Consider the following 20,094-nt stretch of genomic DNA (forward strand, 5'->3'; position numbering starts at 1 on the left):
TTGGTAGGGTACCGTATCGCTGTGGACGTTAGCCAGGGTATTGAGACCAGCGAGCAGGCAGCTGCTGACGAGGCCTTTGCGCGGGAAATTCGCGAATGGCTCGAAGAGAACCTCTCCGGGAAGTTTGCCGAGCTGAAGGGCCTCGGCGGGCCGGGACGTGAACACGAGGCGTTCGAGGAACGTCTCGAGTGGGACCGTCACCTGGCTGCCGCCGGCTGGACCTGCCTCGGGTGGCCGAAGGAGTACGGCGGCCGCGAGGCGACGCTGAGCCAGCAGATCATCTTCCATCAGGAGTACGCCCGCGCGAACGCGCCTGCGCGCGTGAGCCATATCGGTGAGGAGCTGCTCGGCCCGACGCTCATCGCGTTCGGCACCGAGGAGCAGAAGCAGCGCTTCCTGCCGGGCATCAAGACCGTCACCGAACTGTGGTGCCAGGGCTACTCCGAGCCGGGCGCCGGTTCCGACCTCGCGAACGTGTCGACCACCGCGCGCCTCGACGGTGACCAGTGGGTCGTCAACGGCCAGAAGGTCTGGACGTCGCTCGCGCACCTGGCCGACTGGTGCTTCGTCGTCGCGCGCACCGAGCCGGGCTCGTCGCGTCACAAGGGCCTGTCGTACCTGCTGGTTCCCATGAACCAGGAGGGTGTCGAGGTCCGCCCGATCATCCAGCTCACCGGTACCTCCGAGTTCAACGAGGTGTTCTTCGACAACGCCCGCACCGACGCGGACCTGGTCGTCGGCGGCGAGGGCAACGGCTGGGGCACCGCGATGGGCACGCTCACCTTCGAGCGTGGCGTCTCCACCCTGGGGCAGCAGATCGGCTTCGCCCGTGAGCTCGAGTCGATCGTCGAACTGGCCGAGCGCAACGGCGCGGCCAAGGATCCGGCGATCCGCAACAAGATCTCCCGCGCCTGGATGAGCCTGCAGGTCATCCGCGCTCACGCGCTGCGCACGCTCGCAAGTGTCGACGCCAGCGCCAACGGCGGCGAGGCGTCGGTCGCAAAGCTGCTGTGGGCCAACTGGCATCGCGGTCTCGGCGAGCTCGCCATGGAGGTCCAGGGTGCGGCCTCGCTGGTCGGCGTCGAGAACACCGAGCCCGGTGAGGAACTGAACGACCTGCAGCGTTTGTGGCTGTTCACCCGCGCCGACACCATCTACGGCGGATCCAACGAGATCCAGCGCAACATCATCGCCGAGCGCGTGCTCGGCCTTCCCCGAGAGGCACGCCCGTGACCGCCACCATCAAGTCCCCGCTGTCCGTCGCCCCCGAGGAGATCGAGGGCCACGATCTGCTCAAGGGCAAGAAGGTCGTCGTGACGGCCGCGGCCGGCACCGGCATCGGCTTCGCCACCGCGCGTCGCGCGCTGCTCGAGGGCGCCGACGTTCTCGTCTCGGACTTCCACGAGCGTCGTCTCGGTGAGACCGTCGAGAAGCTCTCGGCCGAGTTCGGCAGCCAGCAGGTCGAGTCGTTCGTGTGCGACGTCTCGAGCACCGAGCAGGTCGACGCCCTCATCGCCGGCGCCGCCGAGAAGCTCGGCCGCATCGACGTCCTCGTCAACAACGCCGGCCTGGGCGGCGAGACCCCGATCGTCGACATGACCGACGAGCAGTGGGACCGCGTCGTCGACATCACGCTGACGAGCACCTTCCGTGCCACCCGCGCGGCGCTGCGCTACTTCAAGAGCGTGGAACACAACGGTGTGCTGGTGAACAACGCGTCGGTGCTCGGCTGGCGTGCGCAGCACTCGCAGTCGCACTACGCGGCCGCGAAGGCCGGCGTCATGGCGCTCACCCGCTGCTCGGCGATCGAGGCCGCCGAGTACGGCGTCCGCATCAACGCCGTCGCGCCGTCCATTGCGCGCCACCCGTTCCTGGCGAAGGTCACCAGCGACGAGCTGCTCGACAACCTGGCGTCGCGCGAGGCCTACGGCCGCGCCGCCGAGGTGTGGGAGATCGCCGCGACCATCGCGATGCTCGCGAGCGACTACACCACCTACCTCACCGGCGAGATCGTCTCGATCTCCAGCCAGCGCGCGTAGGTAGTCGACCGTGCCTGCGGTGGCCGAATGTCCCATCGGTTCAGTTCAACTGCACCGATGGGACATTCGGCCGCTGTGGAAAGCTGTCCACTGGGCGAAATGCGCCGATACCCTAGCAATCGCTTGGTTGGTAGGATGTCCGGCATGACTCCACCCCGAGACGCCGACGAGTCTTCGAACAAGTCCGGGCGTCGCGCCGAACTCCTCGAACTCGCCGCGGGCCTCTTCGCCGAACGTGGTCTGCGGGCCACCACCGTGCGCGACATCGCCGACGCGGCGGGCATCCTGTCCGGCAGCCTCTACCACCACTTCGACTCCAAGGAGTCCATGGTGGACGAGATCCTGCGCGGCTTCCAGGACGACCTGTTCGGCCGCTACCGAGAGATCGTCGACGCGGGCATGGGCTCGCGCGAGACCTTCGAGGCCCTCGTGATCGCGTCGTTCGAGGCCATCGACGCCTCGCACAGCGCGGTCGCGATCTACCAGGACGAGGTCAAGCACCTCGCCGCCAACGAGCGGTTCGCGTACCTCGCCGAGCGTAACCAGGAGTTCCGCGACCTGTGGGTCGGGGTACTCGAGGCCGGTGTCGCCGACGGGAGCTTCCGCAAGGACCTCGACATCGAAATCGTTTTCCGCTTCATGCGCGACACGGTCTGGGTTGCCGTGCGCTGGTACCGGCCGGGTGGTCCGATGACCGCCGAGGCCGTCGCCAAGCAGTACCTCTCCATCGTTCTGGACGGGCTTGCCAGCCCCGACTCCCACAAGTAATCCGAATCCAGGAGCAGTTATGCCCGAGGTTTACATCGTCGACGCCATCCGCACCCCGATCGGCAAGAAGAACGGCAGCCTCGCGCCCGTTCACCCGATCGACCTGGGCGCGCACGTCATCAAGGCCGTCGTGGAGCGCACCGGCATCGACCCGTCGGACGTCGATGATGTCGTCTTCGGCTGCGTCGACGCGATCGGCGGCCAGGCCGGCAACATCGCGCGCATGTCGTGGCTGGCCGCGGGCCTGCCGCAGCACGTGCCCGGCGTGACGGTCGACCGCCAGTGCGGTTCGAGCCAGCAGGCCATCCAGTTCGGTGCGCAGGCGATCCTCGCGGGCACCGCCGACCTGATCATCGCCGGCGGCGTCCAGAACATGAGCCAGATCCCGATCTCGGCCGCCATGATCGTGGGCCAGCAGTACGGCTTCACCACCCCCACCGCCGAGTCCAAGGGCTGGACCGAGCGCTACGGCAACGAGGAGGTGTCGCAGTTCCGCGGCGCCGAGATGATCGCCGACAAGTGGGATGTCAGCCGCGAGGATCTGGAGAAGTGGGCCCTGCAGAGCCACGAGCGCGCCAAGGTCGCGATCGCCGAGGGCCGCTTCGAGAACGAGATCGTCCCCTTCGGTGAGTTCACCACCGACGAGGGCCCGCGCGAGACCAGCCTCGAGAAGATGGCCGGCCTCAACGTGCTGGTCGAGGGTGGCCGCCTGACCGCCGCCGTCGCCAGCCAGATCTCCGACGGCGCCAGCGCGCTGCTGCTCGCGTCGGAGGAGGCCGTGAAGAAGTACGGCCTGAAGCCGCGCGCCCGCATCCATCACATGAGCGCCCGCGGCGACGACCCGATCTTCATGCTGAGTGCGCCGATCCCGGCCACCCAGCACGCGCTGGAGAAGGCGGGCCTGACCCTCGACGACATCGACCTGGTCGAGATCAACGAGGCGTTCGCCCCCGTCGTGCTCGCGTGGATCAAGGAGCTGGGCGCCGACCCGGCCAAGGTCAACGTCAACGGCGGCGCGATCGCGCTCGGCCACCCGCTGGGCGCGACCGGCACCAAGCTGATGGCGACGCTGCTCAACGAGCTCGAGCGCACGGACGGCCGCTACGGCCTGCTCACCATCTGCGAGGGTGGCGGCACCGCGAACGTCACGATCATCGAGCGCATTCAGGACTAGCGAGTCGGTCCGTCACGAACGCCCTCTCGACCCGTCGGGGTCGGGAGGGCGTTCGCGTTCGACGAGGCGGGGGAGCGGGTCGGACGTCGACCCAGCAGCATCGGACTGCGCCACCAATCTCGCTGTTGCGACGTTACGACCAGTCCCACAGGCTCTTGGTGGGATCGAAGGATCCGAAGGTGAAGAAATGAGGACGTCCAGACTGAGCATCGGGAGGTTCAGCGGCGCCTTGAGGCCTTCCGAAATGAATTCCATGTCGTCGCTCCAAGCTCGGTGGTTTTGGTGGGACGTAGCGTGTCAAACGGTTTGCGGCGGAGTGTATTTCAATACCCCGCTCGTTTTCGGGGTGCTGGTTGGGCGGTGGGTGACGCGACGGGAACCCGAGTCGTCAGCCGGAGAGACCGGCCAGGCTGCCGAGGCTGCAGGCCGTCTCCGGTCTGTTGCCGCTTACTCGGCGTCAGCAGCCCCGGCTACTGCATGTACAAGACCCGTCCGATGTCGGCGGCCCAGATGCGCCGTCAGTGGCACTGGCTCGATCCGGGAGGTCCACGACGCATCGCGGCAGACCTACGGATCCCGGCGCGTACACGCCGAACTGATCCGCGGATGGGCATCGTGGTCAGCGAGAACCTTGTTGCCCGGCTGATGAGGCTCGCCGGCATCGCCGGCCTACCCGGTCCGGCCAAGGTCAAACGCTTGAAGGGCGTCGCCACGGCCGATGATCTCCTACATCGGAAGTTCCACCGATTGTCGCCAAATGAGTTGTGGGTCAACGATATAACCGAACATCCCACCCGCGAGGGCAAGGTCTACTGCTGCGCAGTGATGGACACCTCCCGCAAGATCGTCTGCTGGTCAATCGATAACTGCCAGGACTCCACCCGGGTCGTCAACGCCCTCGACATGGCCACTAAGAACCAAACACCACCTCCCGGCGGGATCGTGCATGCCGACCACGGGGTGCAGTTCACGTCATGGGCCTTCACGAACAAGATCCGCTCCTCAGGCCTGATGCCGTCGTTCGGCACCATCGCCAGGCGGATATGACAATGCGATGATGGAGTCGTTCTGGTCGTCGATGCAGATCGAACTCTTGGACCGGAAGAAGTGGCGGACCCGGCTCGATCTGGCGAACGCAATCTTCGACTACATCGAGATCTTCTACAACCGGCAGAGACGGCACTCGCAGCTCGATTATGTGTCGCCGATCGAGTACGAGCTACGCTTCGAGGATCCGTCCGTTCCGGCCTGATCTTCACACCGCCGGGGGTAACGCCGCTTGGGGCAGGTCAACGAGTCAACCGAAGTGGGGGTAGTCCCTTGCTGTTGTCGCATGACATGGGAATGATCACGTTCCTGTCCATGCCGATGATGGCCGGCGTAGAACTGGTCAGCATCACCGCCGCCGACTTCCTCCGCGGCAAGAATCGCGGTTCTGTTGGCCGCCAACTGCATTGGCTCCCTGCTACGGCTTGGCCGAAGCGGTGGTCGCAGTCTCTACCCCGGACCGGGGGCGCGGTCTGCGGGCAGATCATGTCGACCGGCTGGTGCTTGAAGTCGAAGGCATCGCCGCATCCGCGGCCGATGGTCCCGCCTGCCCCACACTCGGAAAGCCGCTGTCCGGGATAGAGGTGCGGGTCGTCGACCCGGATACGCGTACCCCGCTGGCGACCCGGCAGGTAGGCGAGTTCGAACTGCGTGGCGAGAACATCACCAGCGAGTACCTCACCGCCCGAGGGAGTGTCGCCGCCCAGGATGCCGATGGCTGGAATCAGATCGGTGACCTCGATACTTTACCGAGGAGGGTGAAACCCGTGATCTGCGGACGCCGCAAGGGCGTCATCATCATCTCTGGGCGCAACCTGTATCCGACCGATATCGAACGGGCCGCCGAACGCGTCGCCGGCGTCCGCACCGGCAACGCCATCGCGGTAACTTTCGCCGCAGGCAGCCCCGGCGAAGGATTCGCCGTGCTCGCCGAATCCGCCCACCACAACGACGAGGCCCTCACCCTGCAACTGCGACGCGCCATCAGCACAGCGGTCTTCAAAGCCGTGTGCATCCCTCCCCGGACGGTGACCGTTCTTTGCCCGGAACCCTGCCCAAAACCACCTCCGGCAAACTGCGCCGATCCAGCGCCCGCGCACTCCTTGCAACGAAGCATGGAACCGACACGCGGAGCGGGCCACAACGAAATGGTTGTTTTACCTGCACTGTTCAACTTTTGGACCGAATCAGGCGCAGTCGCGGGCCTAGGCTACGAGTCGTCGGTGATCGACTCGGAAAGAGGTTGATCGGCTTGTGGTCGCAAGTGCTGCACTGTGCGTCTAGTCACGCCGATCGCTGCTCTGCACGGCGGCACCCTGTGCACATTCCGCCCCCTTCATGGACGACGTGGCCGACCAGCTTGCGACGGCGCGTGGTCATAGGCTTGTGGCAGTTCCGGCAATGGGTAGGGCGCGCCGTCGGCGCTTGCGCGAGTTGCTTGATTACGCGGCGGAGCGCTTTCTCGGTCAGGGCATCGCCGCGGCAGACGATTCCTGCCATCACCACGCCGTCAGCGACGCGGGGCTCTTCTTCCCCAAAGCAGGTCCCGGCGGTCAAAGCTGACTGCGCGCAAGCCAGGAAGATGTCGCGCGGACATCTGTCCTGACACAGCGCCTTCGCAGCGATGGTTGCCGGCAGTACCTGCCAGCCGCTCGTGTCCTTGGGCCGCAGGAATCCAGGTAGTCCAAGGCAAGGTGGTTGATCGTTCACAGCGCTAGGCTACAACACGCATTGCATGTTGTATGCACTGAACGTGTAGTCAATGTAGGAAATTCAGCGCGCTCTGAGGCCGGCGACGAACGCGGCGACCCTGCCCAGGTCCTCATCCGACAATCCCGTCAAGTCAAGGAGGGGCTGCGGACGCGAAGTGGATGGGGTGCCGGTCGCGGGCTTGTCCAATCCCGTCTTGCGCAGCAATGGCGCAGGATCCACCCCCACGGCCTCGGCCATGGCCTGGAGTGTGCGCGCTGTGGTTCGGGCGTCGACCTTATTCTCGCCTTTGTACTGGGTGCCCAATTCGACCTGCGCCCAGAGGCTGACGCTGACCCCGGCCGCCCGTGCTGCAGCATCACGGGACAGGCCCTTGGCCTGCCTCGCGCTACGGATCGCCTCGCTGACCTCCCTGGGCACCGGGGCGCTTTGACGATTGCTCATGCATCAGATTCTATACTATTACCAACAATTACACACATCTAATACATCTTCGCTGATGTGTGTTCAAACGCCTGATGGGGATGGCAATAGGCCGCATCTTGGGCCGCTTCGTCAGCTCGGGGCAGCTGTACATATTGCAAAATTGCATGCAACGATGTAATCTGGGTGCTGCGTCGCGCCCCGCGACGGCGCTGTCGCGAGGGTTGGTGCCCGTCCAGGTTGCATCGGTGATCCCCGACTTGCGCTGTGCATCCGGAAGGAATCTCATGTCCACCGACCCTGTCCAGCTGCCTCCTCCGCAGACCCGTGCCCGTGAACGCGAGAACCGGCAGTTTGCCGAAGAGTTGCGCAGTCGTCCTGGGCGGTGGGCCATGTATCCGTGGCCGACGCGATACCCGCACTCCACCAAACATCGTCTCCGTACCGGAATGGCTGCCGCGTTCGGTCCGGGCTTCGAGTCGGAGGTGCGCGCAGGAGTCGTGTATGTCCGATACAACCCGCAGCAACCCGCGGCGGCGCTGGATCTGATCGCCTAGTCAAAGAAGGTCATATGTACACCGAACATCTCACCTCCGAGCCTCGCGCCGCTGTCATGGCGGCCCTCGAGGCCGTCCCAACGCTGTTGGCGGAGCTCGATATCACTCTCAGTCGCACAGACGCCATCACCTCCGCGGGTTCGCTGGGGTACGTGCGCACGACGAGAGCTGAGCAGGTCCTGCCGTTCAATAGCGGTGCCGCGAAAGCGCGCCGAGACATCGCGGGGGTGCTGACCACTTATGCCGCGAAGGTCTCGGCCGCCATCGCGCAGCGTGCTCCGGTCACCGCCATAGAGCAGTGCCAGTTCCTCATCCGTCACCTGCCCCGGATTCCCGATGACTCGGATGCTCTCGTCGGTTTGGATGCCGCATTGTCCAGGGCTACTCGGTTGGGATACCGCACGATCGACCGCCCGGAATCTCGTGTCGGTGTTGGCAACTGTGAGTGCGGCCGGGGGCTCTCCGCCCAGTCCGATGCCGACCTCGTCCGATGCGAGGGCTGCGGGACCGTCGTCGCGGTGCGGCGTCGCCGCCGTAAAATGTTGGACCAGGCCTACGAAATCATGGGTACCGCGGCTCAACTCGCGCGGCTGGTGTCCGACAGCTCCGGTGACCGCATCTCCGCCGAGCGGATCAGGCAGTGGGCCCGTCGAGGCAAGCTGACTGGCCATGTGGTAGGAAACGACACCGTGTACCGTCTGGGCGACGTGATCGAACTCTGTGCGCTGCCACAGGGGGTCTATCGCCGATCAGCCTGAGTCACAACAGTGTTCAGGGAACGTCTGTAGTTGGGACTACCGAAATTGTCTGAGGATCTCGGGCAGCTTCCGGTATGCCGGCAGCGGCGCGGAGTCGGTCCAGATGCAGCTGACCGGCAGCGGGTATTTCGCGTCTGCATACCAGTCGAGACGATTCACGATGTCCGGGGTCAGCACTCGCCGTTCCGTGCGCGACAGGTACTGGAGTCGATAGCGCACCGTATCGGGATTCACCTGGAGCCAGCCGGCAACGTCGTCGACGCTGGTATAACGCGCGAGCGCCTCTCTGAGATCCGCGATAGGAATCAGGTTGCGACACGCCAGCTCGTAAACGCGGAGTTCCACGCTCTGACGAGATTCGCGGCCGGCACGTGCTTTTCGGACTGTCTTCGAGTGCTCGAGTTGCGCGTGCGCGAGCGCGTGGGCGAGTGCTTCTCGACGATCCACTGTGGTCAGGTCCGCGGTGACCAGTATCGCCCGGAACGTGGGTTGCCAGATGACGATCGGTGCTGCGAAGCCGACATTGCCTATGGTAACGTCAAGTTTCGCCGCCTGGACCCGCGCGTCGTACCGTTTGTTGCCGCTGCGGCTGGCCATTGTTGCTGACACCCCCCCCGTTCGAAATTGGATCTATGGAGACCTCATGGGTTGCCAGATCCGTGCGTATGTTGCCGCCGTTACCTGAGAGCGGCCAGGAACTCGTCGTACAGGCGCTTGTCCTCCTCGTTCAGGTCGGACAGATCACCGACCCTTCGGGGGATGCCGTTTGATCGCCCGTGGTAGCCGGCCGTACCCTCCAGTCCCGAATCCGAGGTCGAGGTGATTTCACCATCGAACTCGTCGGGGGTCTGCGGGTCCAACTCGTATGTCATAAGCGGCGAGTCTACCGATCATCCCTGCGGCGTTAGCACGGGCCGGGTTGCCCTGCAGCCGGGTCGCAGGTTGACGGATCCGGCCAAGGCTCGTCCGTCCCCTGCGATCGGGGCGGTGTGAACCGTCCGGGTTTGTTGCCGCTCCTATGCTGGCGACAACTCCGGTTGGAGGGCCGATTGTTGAGCGTAGTAGATCCCTCGAATTCATCGGGCGTGATGTAACCAAGGGTGCTGTGCAGGCGGCGCGTGTTGAACCAGTCGATCCACCCATCGTGGCGAACTCGATATCGTCGATCGTCTTGAGCGGCCCCGCCAGGAACGGGCTGCCCTTGGAGACCGCCTCGGTCTTGAACAACCCGATAGTCGACTCCGCCGACGCATTGTCGTAAGCATCGCCGTCACGGCCGATCGACGCCACAATTCCTTCCAGCGCAAGGGTTTCCGCAAGCGAAATTGAGGTGTATTGACTACCGGCATCGCTGGGGGGACCGCCCTGCACGAAGTGCTTGGGGAGGATGGATAAGCCCGTCGGCAACGGCATGGCCACCATGGTCCCGACGCCACAATGCCATCTTCAACGCAGTCGTGACCATCGCAGTGTCCATCACGCTCGCCGCATGCCAGCGGACAATGGCGCGGGAGAACGCCCCCAAGCACTTCGTGCAGGTAGGGGCCCCGTCGATCACGAACGCCACGTACACGAACCCGGCCCACGTCCGGCAGTAGGTGAAGTCAGTGACATTTCCGGTTCGGCGCCTCGGCGGTGAAGTCCCGATCGAGCAGGTCCGGAGCCCGGCGACTGTTCTTGCCGCCTCGGATTGTGGTGCGGTGCCGGCGGCCGCGGACGATGCCGGACAGGCCCTCGTCGCTCATCAGTCGGTCGACGGTGCAGGCGGCGACCTGGTGTCCATTGCGTCGCAGGTAGGCGGTCATCTTGCGGCGCCCGTAGCGTCCTTCGGCGGTGTCGGCGGTGCGCAGTAGTGCGTTCGTCAGGTGCGCGTCGGTCACCGTTCGCTCCGACGGTTGCGCGGTTTTCCAGTTCCGGTACGTGCGTGGGGCGACCTTGACGCCGCGCTCGGTGAGCACTGCGCAGATCGACTCGACCCTGCAGTTCTGTGCACGCATTTCGTCGATGAACTGGCAGATGCCCCCAAGCACCTGCGGTGCAGGGAGGTGCCCCCGCGGCGGCGAGGTGGGGATACCTCCCGCTTGCGGGGGACGAGTTCCCTCGCGAAGAAGATCGACGCCGATCTCAGGATCTCGTTGGCTTCCTTGAGATCTCGGTTCTCGCGTTCGAGTTCCTTGATTCGCTGCTGCGCTGCTGACGTGGCACCGGGACGCTCGGCAGTGTCAATCTGGGCCTGCTTGGTCCAGGTCCGCAGCGACTCCGGACCGATACCGAGCTTCGGTCCGATGGCCTGGCAGGAGGCGTGCAGGGATTGGTACTCGTCGAGGTGGCCCTGGACCATCTTGACGGCTCGCTCACGTTGCTCGGCGGGGTAACACTTGGGCATGTTCTGCATCCTTCACAAGAATGGAAGCGGCATCAAACCCGAGACGGTTCAGTGTGACGGCGGTTCCCGCACTCTGGAAATGGCTATTTGCCTGCGGTGTTGGCCAGTATCCCCGGATTCGTCACGGACCCGCTGATAGGCTCGGGCCGTCGGATTGGTGTGGATGCAGATCTGTTGTATAGCGCCATATTTCGATGTCATTGTCGTCATACGATGTTTGTGCCGTTGTTTGCCAACATCATTCGCTTCCTTGGCTCGCCCTCCACCGAGTCGGTGCCACTTTCCTTGCCGGCACGCGGAGTCACGCCCTCTCCACACCTTCAGTGCTTGCAGGGCCACCGAATGTCCCTGCAAGCGAATACATACAGCAAAGGAAATACCCGATGTCTTGGACCGGAGACCCGATCTGGCTGGCCGACGTGCTGCGCGCGGCCGGCCTGCGGGTGATCGAGCACGAAGGCTGGCGTGACCGGGGCCACGGCGACTTCCGCGACCTGCGCGGCGTGCTGTGCCACCACACCGCCGGCGGCGGCACCGAGGACTGGCGCATCGTCCAGTACGGCCGCCCCGACCTGGACGGCCCCCTCGCCCAGCTGGTGCTGGAACGTGACGGCACCTTCCGCGTCATCGCCGCGGGCGTCTGCTGGCACGCCGGTCGCGGCTCCTGGCCTGGCTGGCCCACCGACAACGCCAACTACCACGTGATCGGCATCGAAGCCGTCTCCCGCGGCGACGGAACCGACTGGACCCCAGCCCAGCTCGACGCTTACAAACGCGGCTGCGCCGCCATTCTGGGCCGCATCGGCCGCACCGCCGATGACTGCGTAGCCCACCGGGAGTACAGCCGAGAGGGAAAGATCGACCCCGCCGGCATCGACATGGACGAATTCCGCCGCGACGTAGCGGCCTTCCTCGAGAGAAAGGACGCGCCGATGAGCGCCTCAGAAGTCACCCAGCTCCAGGACTTCATCATCAAGTTCTGCGGCCCGATCAGCAGCGATGTCAAGGACATCCGCGAACAGCTGTGCGGCCTGGACCAACGTGACCGGGGCCAGTACGCCGGCTGGCCGCAGCTCGGCGGCCACACCCTGGTCGACGCCCTCGCTGACGTCATCGGTCGGTTGGATAAGTTCGAAAGCCGCTTCATCCCGCCCGCCCCCTAACCCCCAACGCGCCGGGCCCCGCGCGACACCGCCCAAAGCTCCGCTGAACAGCAGCTGGGCCTGGCGTCCGCTCAGGCCCGCCTCGTTGCGTGCCCGTCTCCCGTGCAAGTCCACGGGCGCAGACGCCGCCGCCCGGGGCGCCCAGGTCCCGCACTCGGGCCGGCTCATACCCCGGGGCGGGACTATTCCTCTCTCGAATCCGCCTCCTTGCTGGAGGATTTTGTTCCGGATCGATCCCGTTGGAAGCTCCGCCGCATGATCGCCGTCACTTCGGAGTTCGGTGATTTGGTGTGCGGTCGCGTTTTCGCGCAAAGAACGGCGAGAACCCTCATGTCTCCGGAACCAGTAACTCCTGGGAAGCCCAGCCGCAGGCTGAGTTCGGTGATTGCGGTGGTGGAGGGCCTCGAACTCGGCTGGCGGCAGGTCGCCGCAGTGCTCGTAGAGTCGACGGTGGTTGAACCAGTCGACCCATTCGAGAGTGGCGACTTCGACCTGGTCAACGGTCCGCCAAAGGCGCCTCGGCGTGATCAACTCGGTCTTGTAGAGGCCGTTGATCGTCTCCGTGAGGGCATTGTCGTAGCTGTCCCCGGTGGTCCCGACCGAGGTGTCGACGCCGGCCTCGACGAGCCGCTCGGTGAACGCAACCGACGTGTACTGGGCGAGTTCAACCGGTCGGAGCGCACCACGGTCCGGTTGTCCGGACTACGGAGGGCGATGGCGTTGCGCAGGGCGGACACGGCGAGGTCAGAGGTCATGCGTGCGTCCATCGAAGTAGCCGACGATCTTGTTGGAGTAGCAATCCTTGATCGCACACAGGTAGAGCTTGCCTTCAGCGGTGCGATGCTCGGTAATGTCGTTCAGCCACAACATATTCGGCTTCGTCGCAGTGAAGTCGCGGGCGACCGGGTCGTCGTGCACCGGCGGCCCCGACCTGCGGCCTCGGCCGGGTTTCTTGGCGAACGCGGACCAGATCCGCTGCAGGGAGCGCAGCCGATGGACGCGGTTCTCGCCGGCGGTGATGTCGTAATGGGGCAGCTCGTTCGCGATGAACCGGTGCCCGAACGCCGGATCGTGGGTCTGGATATCGAGGGCTGCGTTGATCAGATGGGCGTCGTCCCAGTTCGCTGCGAGACCGGATCGGCGCGCCGCTTGTAGAACGCTTGTGTGGAGAAGCCGAGCACCCGGCAGGCCACCGCGACGGGGACACCGTCCGCGGCAAGGTCAAGGACCAGCGGGTACGTCATTTTGGGGGCAACTCGCGGGCGAAGAACGCCGCCGCCCGCCGCAGGATCTCGTTCTCCTGCTCGGGGAGCCTGTTGCGGTTGCGCAGTTGGCGCAGCTCTTCGGACTCCTGCACCGTCACACCCGGGCGGACACCGTCCTCGATATCGGCTTTCTTCAGCCAGTTGTGCAAGGTCGCTTCGGAGATCGCGAAGTCCTTCGCGATCCGAGCCGGCGGCGCCTGGCCTTTGCGGGCCACCGCGACGACGTCGCGACCAAACTCCTCGGGGTAGCGCTTCGGCATGGTTGGTGATCCTTCCAGGCGAGGACGCATCCTCACCAGTCCGAAGTCAACCAAACCCGGGGCCCCCGCTGCGCACAGACCGGCCGCGCGGCCTGCCGCAGCACGTTCACTGAAATAGTGCTCTACCTGCACTGTTGGTCGCTTTCCGTAGGACTGTCACACAACACCCGATGGGCTGATGCCCTCGGTGTGAGGTGGTCCGTAGTGACCGATCGAGGTTCGAGAACACATCGACTGGTCATGAATCACATTGCCCAGGAAAGTGTTTCCGACGCAGGCTGCTTGGGCTATTTCATGTCCACTCTTCGTTGCCGGCCCTTCCGTGTTTAGGAAAAGGCCCTGGCTGCCAACCCATTTCACCCCTTTGAGCACACCGCGGTCCACATGACCGACGTCCCATCGACTCCGCACCGGTAGATACCCCTTCGGTCGGGTACCGCGCTTTCCCTTCCGCCCACTTTTCGGCCGCTCCCCACCCTGGGGTGCGGCCTCTTTCATGAAACACCGAGGTACACCCATGGCAACCGAAGGTCACAAACGTCCCCCACCAACTAAAAAGACCGCGCCCGAGCCCTTCATCGGCCCCGTCGCCGTGGTCAATCCGCAGACTGCGCCCGAGCCCGACAAGCCCGCCTTCATCGACAACCCCTACCCGCTGGTCGATCGGCCGACTTCCCCCGCCACCCCGGCCCCTCCTACCGAGGAGGAGCAGCAGCCTCCCAGCCCTGGCAAGTCCACGAACGTCAGTCCCTACGCCATGATTGGCATAGGGCCCGACGGGGAGCCGCTTCCCGAGCCTCCAAAGATGGTGAATCCTTACGACCCGACCGGGGAACTGGGCATCGCCACTTATCCCGGAAATCCGGCAGCAGCACCGTTGGTACCAGAGAGATCGACATACTCCGCCGAGGACCTCCCAAAGACCACGGTGCCCAAAGACCTTGAGTCATTGTTGCTCCCTTCAGGCGTGACCGCTGACAAACCAGGCAGCGGAGGACTGAATCCACCCCCACCGGGCGTGGGCGCATTGGGTCAACTTATGCTTGAAATGACGCCTCCCGGAACGAAATTCGAGGGTGAGACAACGATCGGCCCGGATGGCGTGCCCACCACCGACTGGAATGTGGTGGTTCCCGGACAGGAGCCGACCTATTGGGGCAGGACTCAACAGGTTCCGCTTGCCGATGGTTCGTCGGTCGACATCAACTATGGCTCCAACGGCACGCCGCTGCTAGCGAAGGGCGAGGGTGATCCCGCGCTCCGGCTACGTCTGGCCGATGACAACGATGCCCCACGATGGGCAGTACTGAACTCTGCCGGTGAGTACCTGTTCACGATCGACAGCTCTGGCAACACGATTGGCGAGGGTGGATCGGCGTCGACGGTGGACCCGTCCGCGGGTCTGGCCGGCCTCGGAATCGGGGTCGCTACCGGAACGACGACGCTGGGGGCAGCCCTCGCCGAAAGCGCGGCGGCCGGGGCTGCGGCAGGTGCTGGGGCAGGAGCCCCCACGGGGCCTGGCGCGGCGGTGACCGCAACCCTCGGTCTAGTCGTCGCGGTCGGACTTACTTATTACATGTGGGAGACCGGGGTGCTCCCGGGCAGCCCGCACGGCAAACCCCAGGACGATGGCGTCAAGCCTGTCGACCCGAACTCGCTTCCAGAGATTGGACAGCCACAGCCGTGGATTCCGCCCAGGGTCGACGGCGACGAGGGCGTTCAACCTCCCCCCTTGCTCGAACCGGGACCCAGTCGCCCGAGCCCGTTTGATGACCCGGACACGGTACCCAGACGCCCGAGCCCGTTTGATGACCCGGACACGGTACCCAGTCGCCCGAGCCCGTTTGATGACCCGGACACGGTACCCAGTCGCCCGAGCCCGTTTGATGACCCGGACACGGTACCCAGACGCCCGAGCCCGTTTGATGACCCGGACACGGTACCCAGTCGCCCGAGCCCGTTTGATGACCCGGACACGGTACCCAGACGCCCGAGCCCGTTTGATGACCCGGACACGGTACCCAGACGCCCGAGCCCGTTTGATGACCCGGACACGGTACCCAGACGCCTGAGCCCGTTTGATGACCCGGACACGGTACCCAGACGCCCGAGCCCGTTTGATGACCCGGACACGGTACCCAGACGCCCGAGCATGTTTGATGACCCGGACACGGGACCCAGACGCCCGAGCATGTTTGATGACCCGGACACGGGACCCAGTCGCCCGAGCCCGGCTGATGACCCGGACACGGAACCCAGTCGCCCGAGCCCGGCTGATGACCCGGACACGGTTTCTACCCAGAACCGTTTCCCCAGCACGAAGGAGGGACAGAACCGGGTTCCGGAGGAAGGACAATACTGGCTGGGAAATAGACTGATGTGGGATAAGGGAAACCCAGCAGGTATGAAGCCCGGCTTCGCGAAGAACCCGGACACAAAGACCGACCTCAACCTTCAGGCTGTTCTATACAAGCTCTTGGAATCGGGTATCGATGACATCGATGAAGAGCACCGGCCACCGATCATGGTAGCTCTTGCCGTCCTCCACGGCACACGGCTCTACCAGCAGACATTTCTCGGCGAGATCTGGCGGCTCGGGAACGGGAACGGGTACAAAGCGGACCTTGCCAAACTCACCAGCTCCAGCTTGGCAACGAGGAGGGACGAGCTGGACAGGCTGGCTGATCTCGGCGCTCCGGAAGCCTCGCTGGATGACGCAATCAACGAATGGTGGCGTGCCAAGGCGGTGGTTGATCGTGCCAAGGAACTGCTCGGCGAAGCCGGGGCGATCGCGATGCTCCGAACCGACGGGTGGACAGTGAAACGCCGCCCCAGAGGTTCGGGCACCCACGACATCGTCGCCGTCAAGAACGGTGAAGTCATGGTGATCGAAGCAAAAGGCGGTGACCCAGGCACCCCGCGGCCAGGCAAGGGGGCGACCGTCTCCGCCGGGCCCGGTAGCGACGAAATCCTTTCCCAGCAGATGACCGACCCGTATCTCTGGCATAAACTCAAGCAGGACGCCAAAAACGATCCCGAGTTCAAGCAGTGGCTTGTCGATCACGGGGTGTGGACAGCCATTGACAGCGAAGACCCTTCCAGGGTGGGTTATCGGCTGATCAAGGTCGAAACCAAGCCCAATGGGATGATTAAGACTATCGTTTATGGCTCCGAGCAGATCCCGACAGAGCATGGTATCCCCGCCGAGACGGTTATCGGCCAAACTACCGGTAATGGACCTGGCCCTAGGCTGCGCGGGGTCGCACTGCCGTTATCGCGGGCCAACACCTTCGTGGGGGCGGGGAACTTCCCGGTCGGTGTGCTCGGTCAGGCCGGTAGCTGGCTCGGTGGCCTGATCCAGGCAGGGTTGCACGATGTCGCCGCGATCGGGCAACTCGCTGTTCCAGTACCTGCGGTGCCTGCCCTGCTACCCGGGTTCCGGCCCCCTCGAACACCGGCAAACGAATCATTGACAGTCAACGTCGTGCAGCACACGCCGCCGCCCGGACAGATCGTCTCGGACGACGAACGACTCCGCGGCATGACTTACCTGTGAGGACTTGGCCCCGTCGTGATGTGGGAGGCTACGACCGCCGTGACGGCCACGACCGAACCACCCACTCTGACTACGAGAAAGAGCTGTAAAAGATGCGAGCAGATATCGAACGCGCTGCCCAGGCGGTGCGCGCGGCCGCTGAGTTCGACTGGACGTGGACCGTCCATGACCTGCCGCCGTTCTGCGGTCAGGTCGGCTGGCAGTTCAGCGGCCTCGATGAGCAGGTGCCGGCAGCGGTGACCAATCTGGAAGTCAATCGCCCGGATGTGAGGGTGTCCGTCGCGGACAGATCGACAACCGACTTGTCGCGAGCGATCAATGAGATCTCCTTCCGTGCCAGTGATGTGGTTCTCGGTCGGAGCGACTTGAAGCCTGAGCTGGATGAAGTTTTCGATGCACTCGTGCAGCGGATGTTCGAACTGCTCGGGCAGCGGCCCACGGATTGGTGGATCGAACCGACCCGCGGCCTGCGCTGGGACCTTCCGGGCGTGGTGGTTACGGCCCAGATCGGCGTCTCATCGGTCAGGGTGTATCTGGTCAGTCCTGCGTACCAGCAATGGTGCGACGAAATCGAGCAGAGCGCCGAAGATGAGTAGACGTGAGGTCGGTTGAGGCTGCGGCCGGCCCGACTCGCTGTCATTCCTGAAAATCGATAGCTTGCGCAGCTCGCACTAGCCTCGATCTTTCGTGAGTCCCGCGTGCTGGCCTGAGCGGCTAGTACATCGCCAATCGGCCCGACGGGGAACTCTGGGTTTGGGGCCACTTGATTTGTGAGGAGGTGTACACGCAGGTATCGCGACGCCACGCTGTCCGGCCTACCTGTGTGCTCCGCCCACCCCGGGCTGATGGGACTGCCCCCGGTTTGGTTGACATCTTGACCTGCCACGCGGGGTGTGTAGTTTCATGCCGCGAGTGGAGCCTGATTGAGGGTCTCATATTCGACCGGGGTCAGTCGCCCGAGCCCCCGTTGACGACGTCGCCGATTGTAGGTCCGCTCGATCCAAGTGGCGATCGCTAACCGCAACTCGTCCCGAGTGTCCCACCGGCGGCAGCGTCGGAGGTCACGTCGGCGCGCTGCCCCGAATCGACCTGCGCCTTGCGGGCCCAGTTGTGGAGCGTCTGAGCACTACCTATCCCGAGCTTGCCTGCGACGGACTAGATTGCCGCCCACCCCGAGCTGTGTCCGTGGCGGATCTCGGCGACCATCCGCATGGCCCGATCACGCAGCTCAGGCGGGTACCTCGTCGACGTCCCTGATGACATGACTCCATCCTTCCCAAGGAATGAAGCCTCCGGATACCTCGGGGTGGTTCAAACCACTATTTACCTGCACTGTTGGTCGTTTTCCGGCCGGTTGTCACACACCCCGTTGTAGGCTTGAGCCACAGGCAAGAAACGAATCGGAACTCCTTCCAACGTTTCTCACCTCTCGATTGCAACAATCTCGACGGGTCTGATAGCCCGTCACTCCCAGCCCATGCGGCTCGCCCCCGAACAACTATCTGGTTGAAAAGCGGGTTGAGAGCGTTCCGCATGCCCCGCCCCTTGCGCGCCCGTCTCCTGCGGGTAGCCCGCGGTCGCAGACGTCGTCGCAGCGCAGGGGCGTCATGGTCCCGCCCCCGGAGCATTCCCCTCGACTCCGGGGGCGGGACTTCTCCAACTCATCGAATGGATTCCCGCACAGGGAGTTCCGCAACACAGAAAGGTCGATGGCGTGATCACTGTTCTGACGTGTAGCGGCACCGGAGAGCGTGTGAGGCGGACCGGGTGAATATGCTCTCGTGCATCACGCGCCGGCTCGACAGCAGCAAATACCTGATCGGCCCCGGCGTCGACTACCCGGCCAGTGTCGGTCCTGCCAATCCGCGGAACCTCTTTGCCGGTCGCTCCGAGGAACAGTCGGTCGCGATGGGCGTTCGGGCGCTGGTCGCGGAGATCCGCGCTACCCCGAACCGTGTGGGGATCCTCGGATACAAGTAGCCCACCACGCAGATGAAATCACCTGCTGCCCTGCCAATTCGCCGCTTCGAACGCTTGCCGACAGCACGTCGGCTTCAGCTTCGCCGTCCTGGGCGGGTGGGGGGAGCGCACTGGCCGACCGTATCCGCTTCGCCCACAACGTCAAATAACGAACTGACGGTTACTGCGACCGGCTCGCCGCGCTGCTCAATGCGCACCGACCCGCGGTCACCGCCTGGAACCAAATGGATGGTCGACAATGTCTTTCGAAGATGTACGAGATGACGCACAGTTCGTGCGTTTCGCCGACGGCGAATGGGAAGGCCGCCGCACCGGCTATGACGATGGCGCACTGTCGGTCTCACGACCCAGCCGCCTGCTTCCCTTCCTCCAGTGGGCGTCGATCGCCAGCAGTGCGCTGAAGGGCCCGACCAAGGCGATGGTCAATGTGAAGGCCTACGCTTCCGGTGGCGAAGTGGAGGACGAACACGGTCCCACCGACGCCGGCGGCTTCCTCTCCACGGCTCCGGTCGGCTCGCTCTTCCCTTTCCTGCAGTGGCACAACTGGTACAACATCTACAAAGGCACGCGGGACGAAATCGTCTCCGCAGGTGGCGAAGCTGCCATCACGGCTATGGTCGGTGCCGTCACCGGCCCGGCCGTAGCCGCCACCGCGGGCGCGGCCACCGCGTTGACCAGCACGGTCAGCACCGTGGTGCAGACCCTGTCTTCCGCATCGCAGAACCTCCGGCAGGACGCCCCGAAGCTGGTGCAGCCCCGATTTCGCACGCCCGTAGGGCGTATGAGCCCGGAGATAGACCGGAGCACCACCATCAACGTGATCAAGACCGCCCCTGACGGCGCGACTTTCACCAACGACCCGTTGCGCGAGCGGATCGCAACCTATCTGAGTCACGTGCGCTGAAGCGCTCCCGCTCGCACGAGCGAAAGGGGGTGATGAGAAATGCTCAGTACCGTCGTCGATGTCCTCGAGACTGTCAGCGTGCTTCCGCTGTTGCTGCCGCTGCT

At 64.5% G+C, this 20,094-nt stretch carries 14 protein-coding genes and 5 pseudogenes; 13 read left to right on the forward strand and 6 right to left on the reverse strand.

The window, feature by feature from the left end:
• Positions 1-21: 21 nt before the first annotated feature.
• From HUN07_RS04180 to HUN07_RS04210, 6 genes and pseudogenes are all read left to right on the forward strand, one after another.
• On the forward strand, positions 22-1,233 hold the full coding sequence (locus HUN07_RS04180) for an acyl-CoA dehydrogenase family protein (RefSeq protein WP_174908099.1): 1,212 nt from the start codon (positions 22-24) through the stop codon (positions 1,231-1,233).
• Entirely contained in the window at positions 1,230-2,039 is an 810-nt protein-coding gene (locus tag HUN07_RS04185; RefSeq protein WP_174908101.1) for an SDR family oxidoreductase, read from the forward strand. The genes HUN07_RS04180 and HUN07_RS04185 overlap by 4 nt, the downstream gene beginning before the upstream one ends.
• Before the next feature lie 144 nt (positions 2,040-2,183).
• The gene (locus tag HUN07_RS04190; protein WP_174908103.1) at positions 2,184-2,807 is read left to right on the forward strand and encodes a TetR/AcrR family transcriptional regulator; all 624 of its coding nucleotides are present in this window, start codon (positions 2,184-2,186) and stop codon (positions 2,805-2,807) included.
• Between the two features lie 19 nt (positions 2,808-2,826).
• A complete protein-coding gene (locus HUN07_RS04195; protein ID WP_174908105.1) occupies positions 2,827-3,981 on the forward strand; it encodes an acetyl-CoA C-acetyltransferase in 1,155 nt (384 codons plus the stop codon).
• A gap of 426 nt (positions 3,982-4,407) precedes the next feature.
• A pseudogene (locus tag HUN07_RS26805) lies at positions 4,408-5,233 on the forward strand (IS3 family transposase); the annotation flags it as partial.
• 193 nt (positions 5,234-5,426) lie between these two features.
• Positions 5,427-6,275 (forward strand): annotated as a pseudogene (locus HUN07_RS04210) (AMP-binding protein); the annotation flags it as partial.
• Positions 6,276-6,801: 526 nt separating this feature from the next.
• Here HUN07_RS04210 and HUN07_RS04215 read toward each other — a convergent pair.
• On the reverse strand, positions 6,802-7,182 hold the full coding sequence (locus tag HUN07_RS04215; protein ID WP_174908113.1) for a helix-turn-helix domain-containing protein: 381 nt from the start codon (positions 7,180-7,182) through the stop codon (positions 6,802-6,804).
• 266 nt (positions 7,183-7,448) lie between these two features.
• Between HUN07_RS04215 and HUN07_RS04220 the strand changes: the two genes are divergently transcribed.
• Together HUN07_RS04220 and HUN07_RS04225 are read left to right on the forward strand one after the other, a co-directional pair.
• The gene (locus HUN07_RS04220; RefSeq protein ID WP_174908115.1) at positions 7,449-7,718 is read left to right on the forward strand and encodes a hypothetical protein; all 270 of its coding nucleotides are present in this window, start codon (positions 7,449-7,451) and stop codon (positions 7,716-7,718) included.
• Between the two features lie 14 nt (positions 7,719-7,732).
• Complete coding sequence (locus tag HUN07_RS04225; protein ID WP_174908117.1) at positions 7,733-8,476, forward strand: hypothetical protein; 744 nt, start codon at positions 7,733-7,735, stop codon at positions 8,474-8,476.
• 36 nt (positions 8,477-8,512) lie between these two features.
• Here the strand turns inward: HUN07_RS04225 and HUN07_RS04230 are convergent, their stop codons facing one another.
• From HUN07_RS04230 to HUN07_RS04240, 3 genes and pseudogenes are all read right to left on the reverse strand, one after another.
• Complete coding sequence (locus HUN07_RS04230; RefSeq protein WP_174908119.1) at positions 8,513-9,073, reverse strand: ImmA/IrrE family metallo-endopeptidase; 561 nt, start codon at positions 9,071-9,073, stop codon at positions 8,513-8,515.
• Positions 9,074-9,153: 80 nt separating this feature from the next.
• Positions 9,154-9,348 (reverse strand): hypothetical protein, encoded by a 195-nt coding sequence (locus tag HUN07_RS04235; protein WP_174908121.1) that lies wholly within the window; start codon positions 9,346-9,348, stop codon positions 9,154-9,156.
• 144 nt (positions 9,349-9,492) lie between these two features.
• Positions 9,493-10,862 (reverse strand): annotated as a pseudogene (locus HUN07_RS04240) (IS3 family transposase).
• A 383-nt stretch (positions 10,863-11,245) separates the two neighbouring features.
• Between HUN07_RS04240 and HUN07_RS04245 the strand changes: the two are divergent.
• Complete coding sequence (locus tag HUN07_RS04245) at positions 11,246-12,025, forward strand: peptidoglycan recognition protein family protein (protein ID WP_174908122.1); 780 nt, start codon at positions 11,246-11,248, stop codon at positions 12,023-12,025.
• A gap of 393 nt (positions 12,026-12,418) precedes the next feature.
• Here the strand turns inward: HUN07_RS04245 and HUN07_RS04250 are convergent.
• Positions 12,419-13,550, reverse strand: a pseudogene (locus tag HUN07_RS04250) (IS3 family transposase); the annotation flags it as partial.
• Between the two features lie 517 nt (positions 13,551-14,067).
• On the opposite strand from HUN07_RS04250, the gene HUN07_RS04255 reads away from it, so the two are divergent.
• Positions 14,068-17,106, forward strand: coding sequence for a hypothetical protein (locus HUN07_RS04255; RefSeq protein ID WP_174908124.1), 3,039 nt, complete (start codon positions 14,068-14,070; stop codon positions 17,104-17,106).
• Between the two features lie 92 nt (positions 17,107-17,198).
• On the forward strand, positions 17,199-17,702 hold the full coding sequence (locus tag HUN07_RS04260) for a DUF6301 family protein (protein ID WP_174908126.1): 504 nt from the start codon (positions 17,199-17,201) through the stop codon (positions 17,700-17,702).
• Between the two features lie 305 nt (positions 17,703-18,007).
• Here HUN07_RS04260 and HUN07_RS04265 read toward each other — a convergent pair.
• Positions 18,008-18,157: pseudogene (locus HUN07_RS04265) on the reverse strand (IS3 family transposase); the annotation flags it as partial.
• Positions 18,158-18,873: 716 nt separating this feature from the next.
• Between HUN07_RS04265 and HUN07_RS04270 the strand changes: the two are divergent.
• Entirely contained in the window at positions 18,874-19,086 is a 213-nt protein-coding gene (locus HUN07_RS04270) for a hypothetical protein (protein ID WP_174908130.1), read from the forward strand.
• Positions 19,087-19,324: 238 nt separating this feature from the next.
• Positions 19,325-19,990 carry a hypothetical protein gene (locus HUN07_RS04275; RefSeq protein WP_174908132.1) on the forward strand — a complete coding sequence of 222 codons (666 nt, stop codon included), beginning with the start codon at positions 19,325-19,327 and terminating at the stop codon, positions 19,988-19,990.
• Positions 19,991-20,094 lie beyond the last annotated feature (104 nt).

Origin of the sequence: Rhodococcus sp. W8901 (assembly GCF_013348805.1) — a bacterium.
In the GTDB taxonomy this organism is placed as follows: domain Bacteria; phylum Actinomycetota; class Actinomycetes; order Mycobacteriales; family Mycobacteriaceae; genus Prescottella.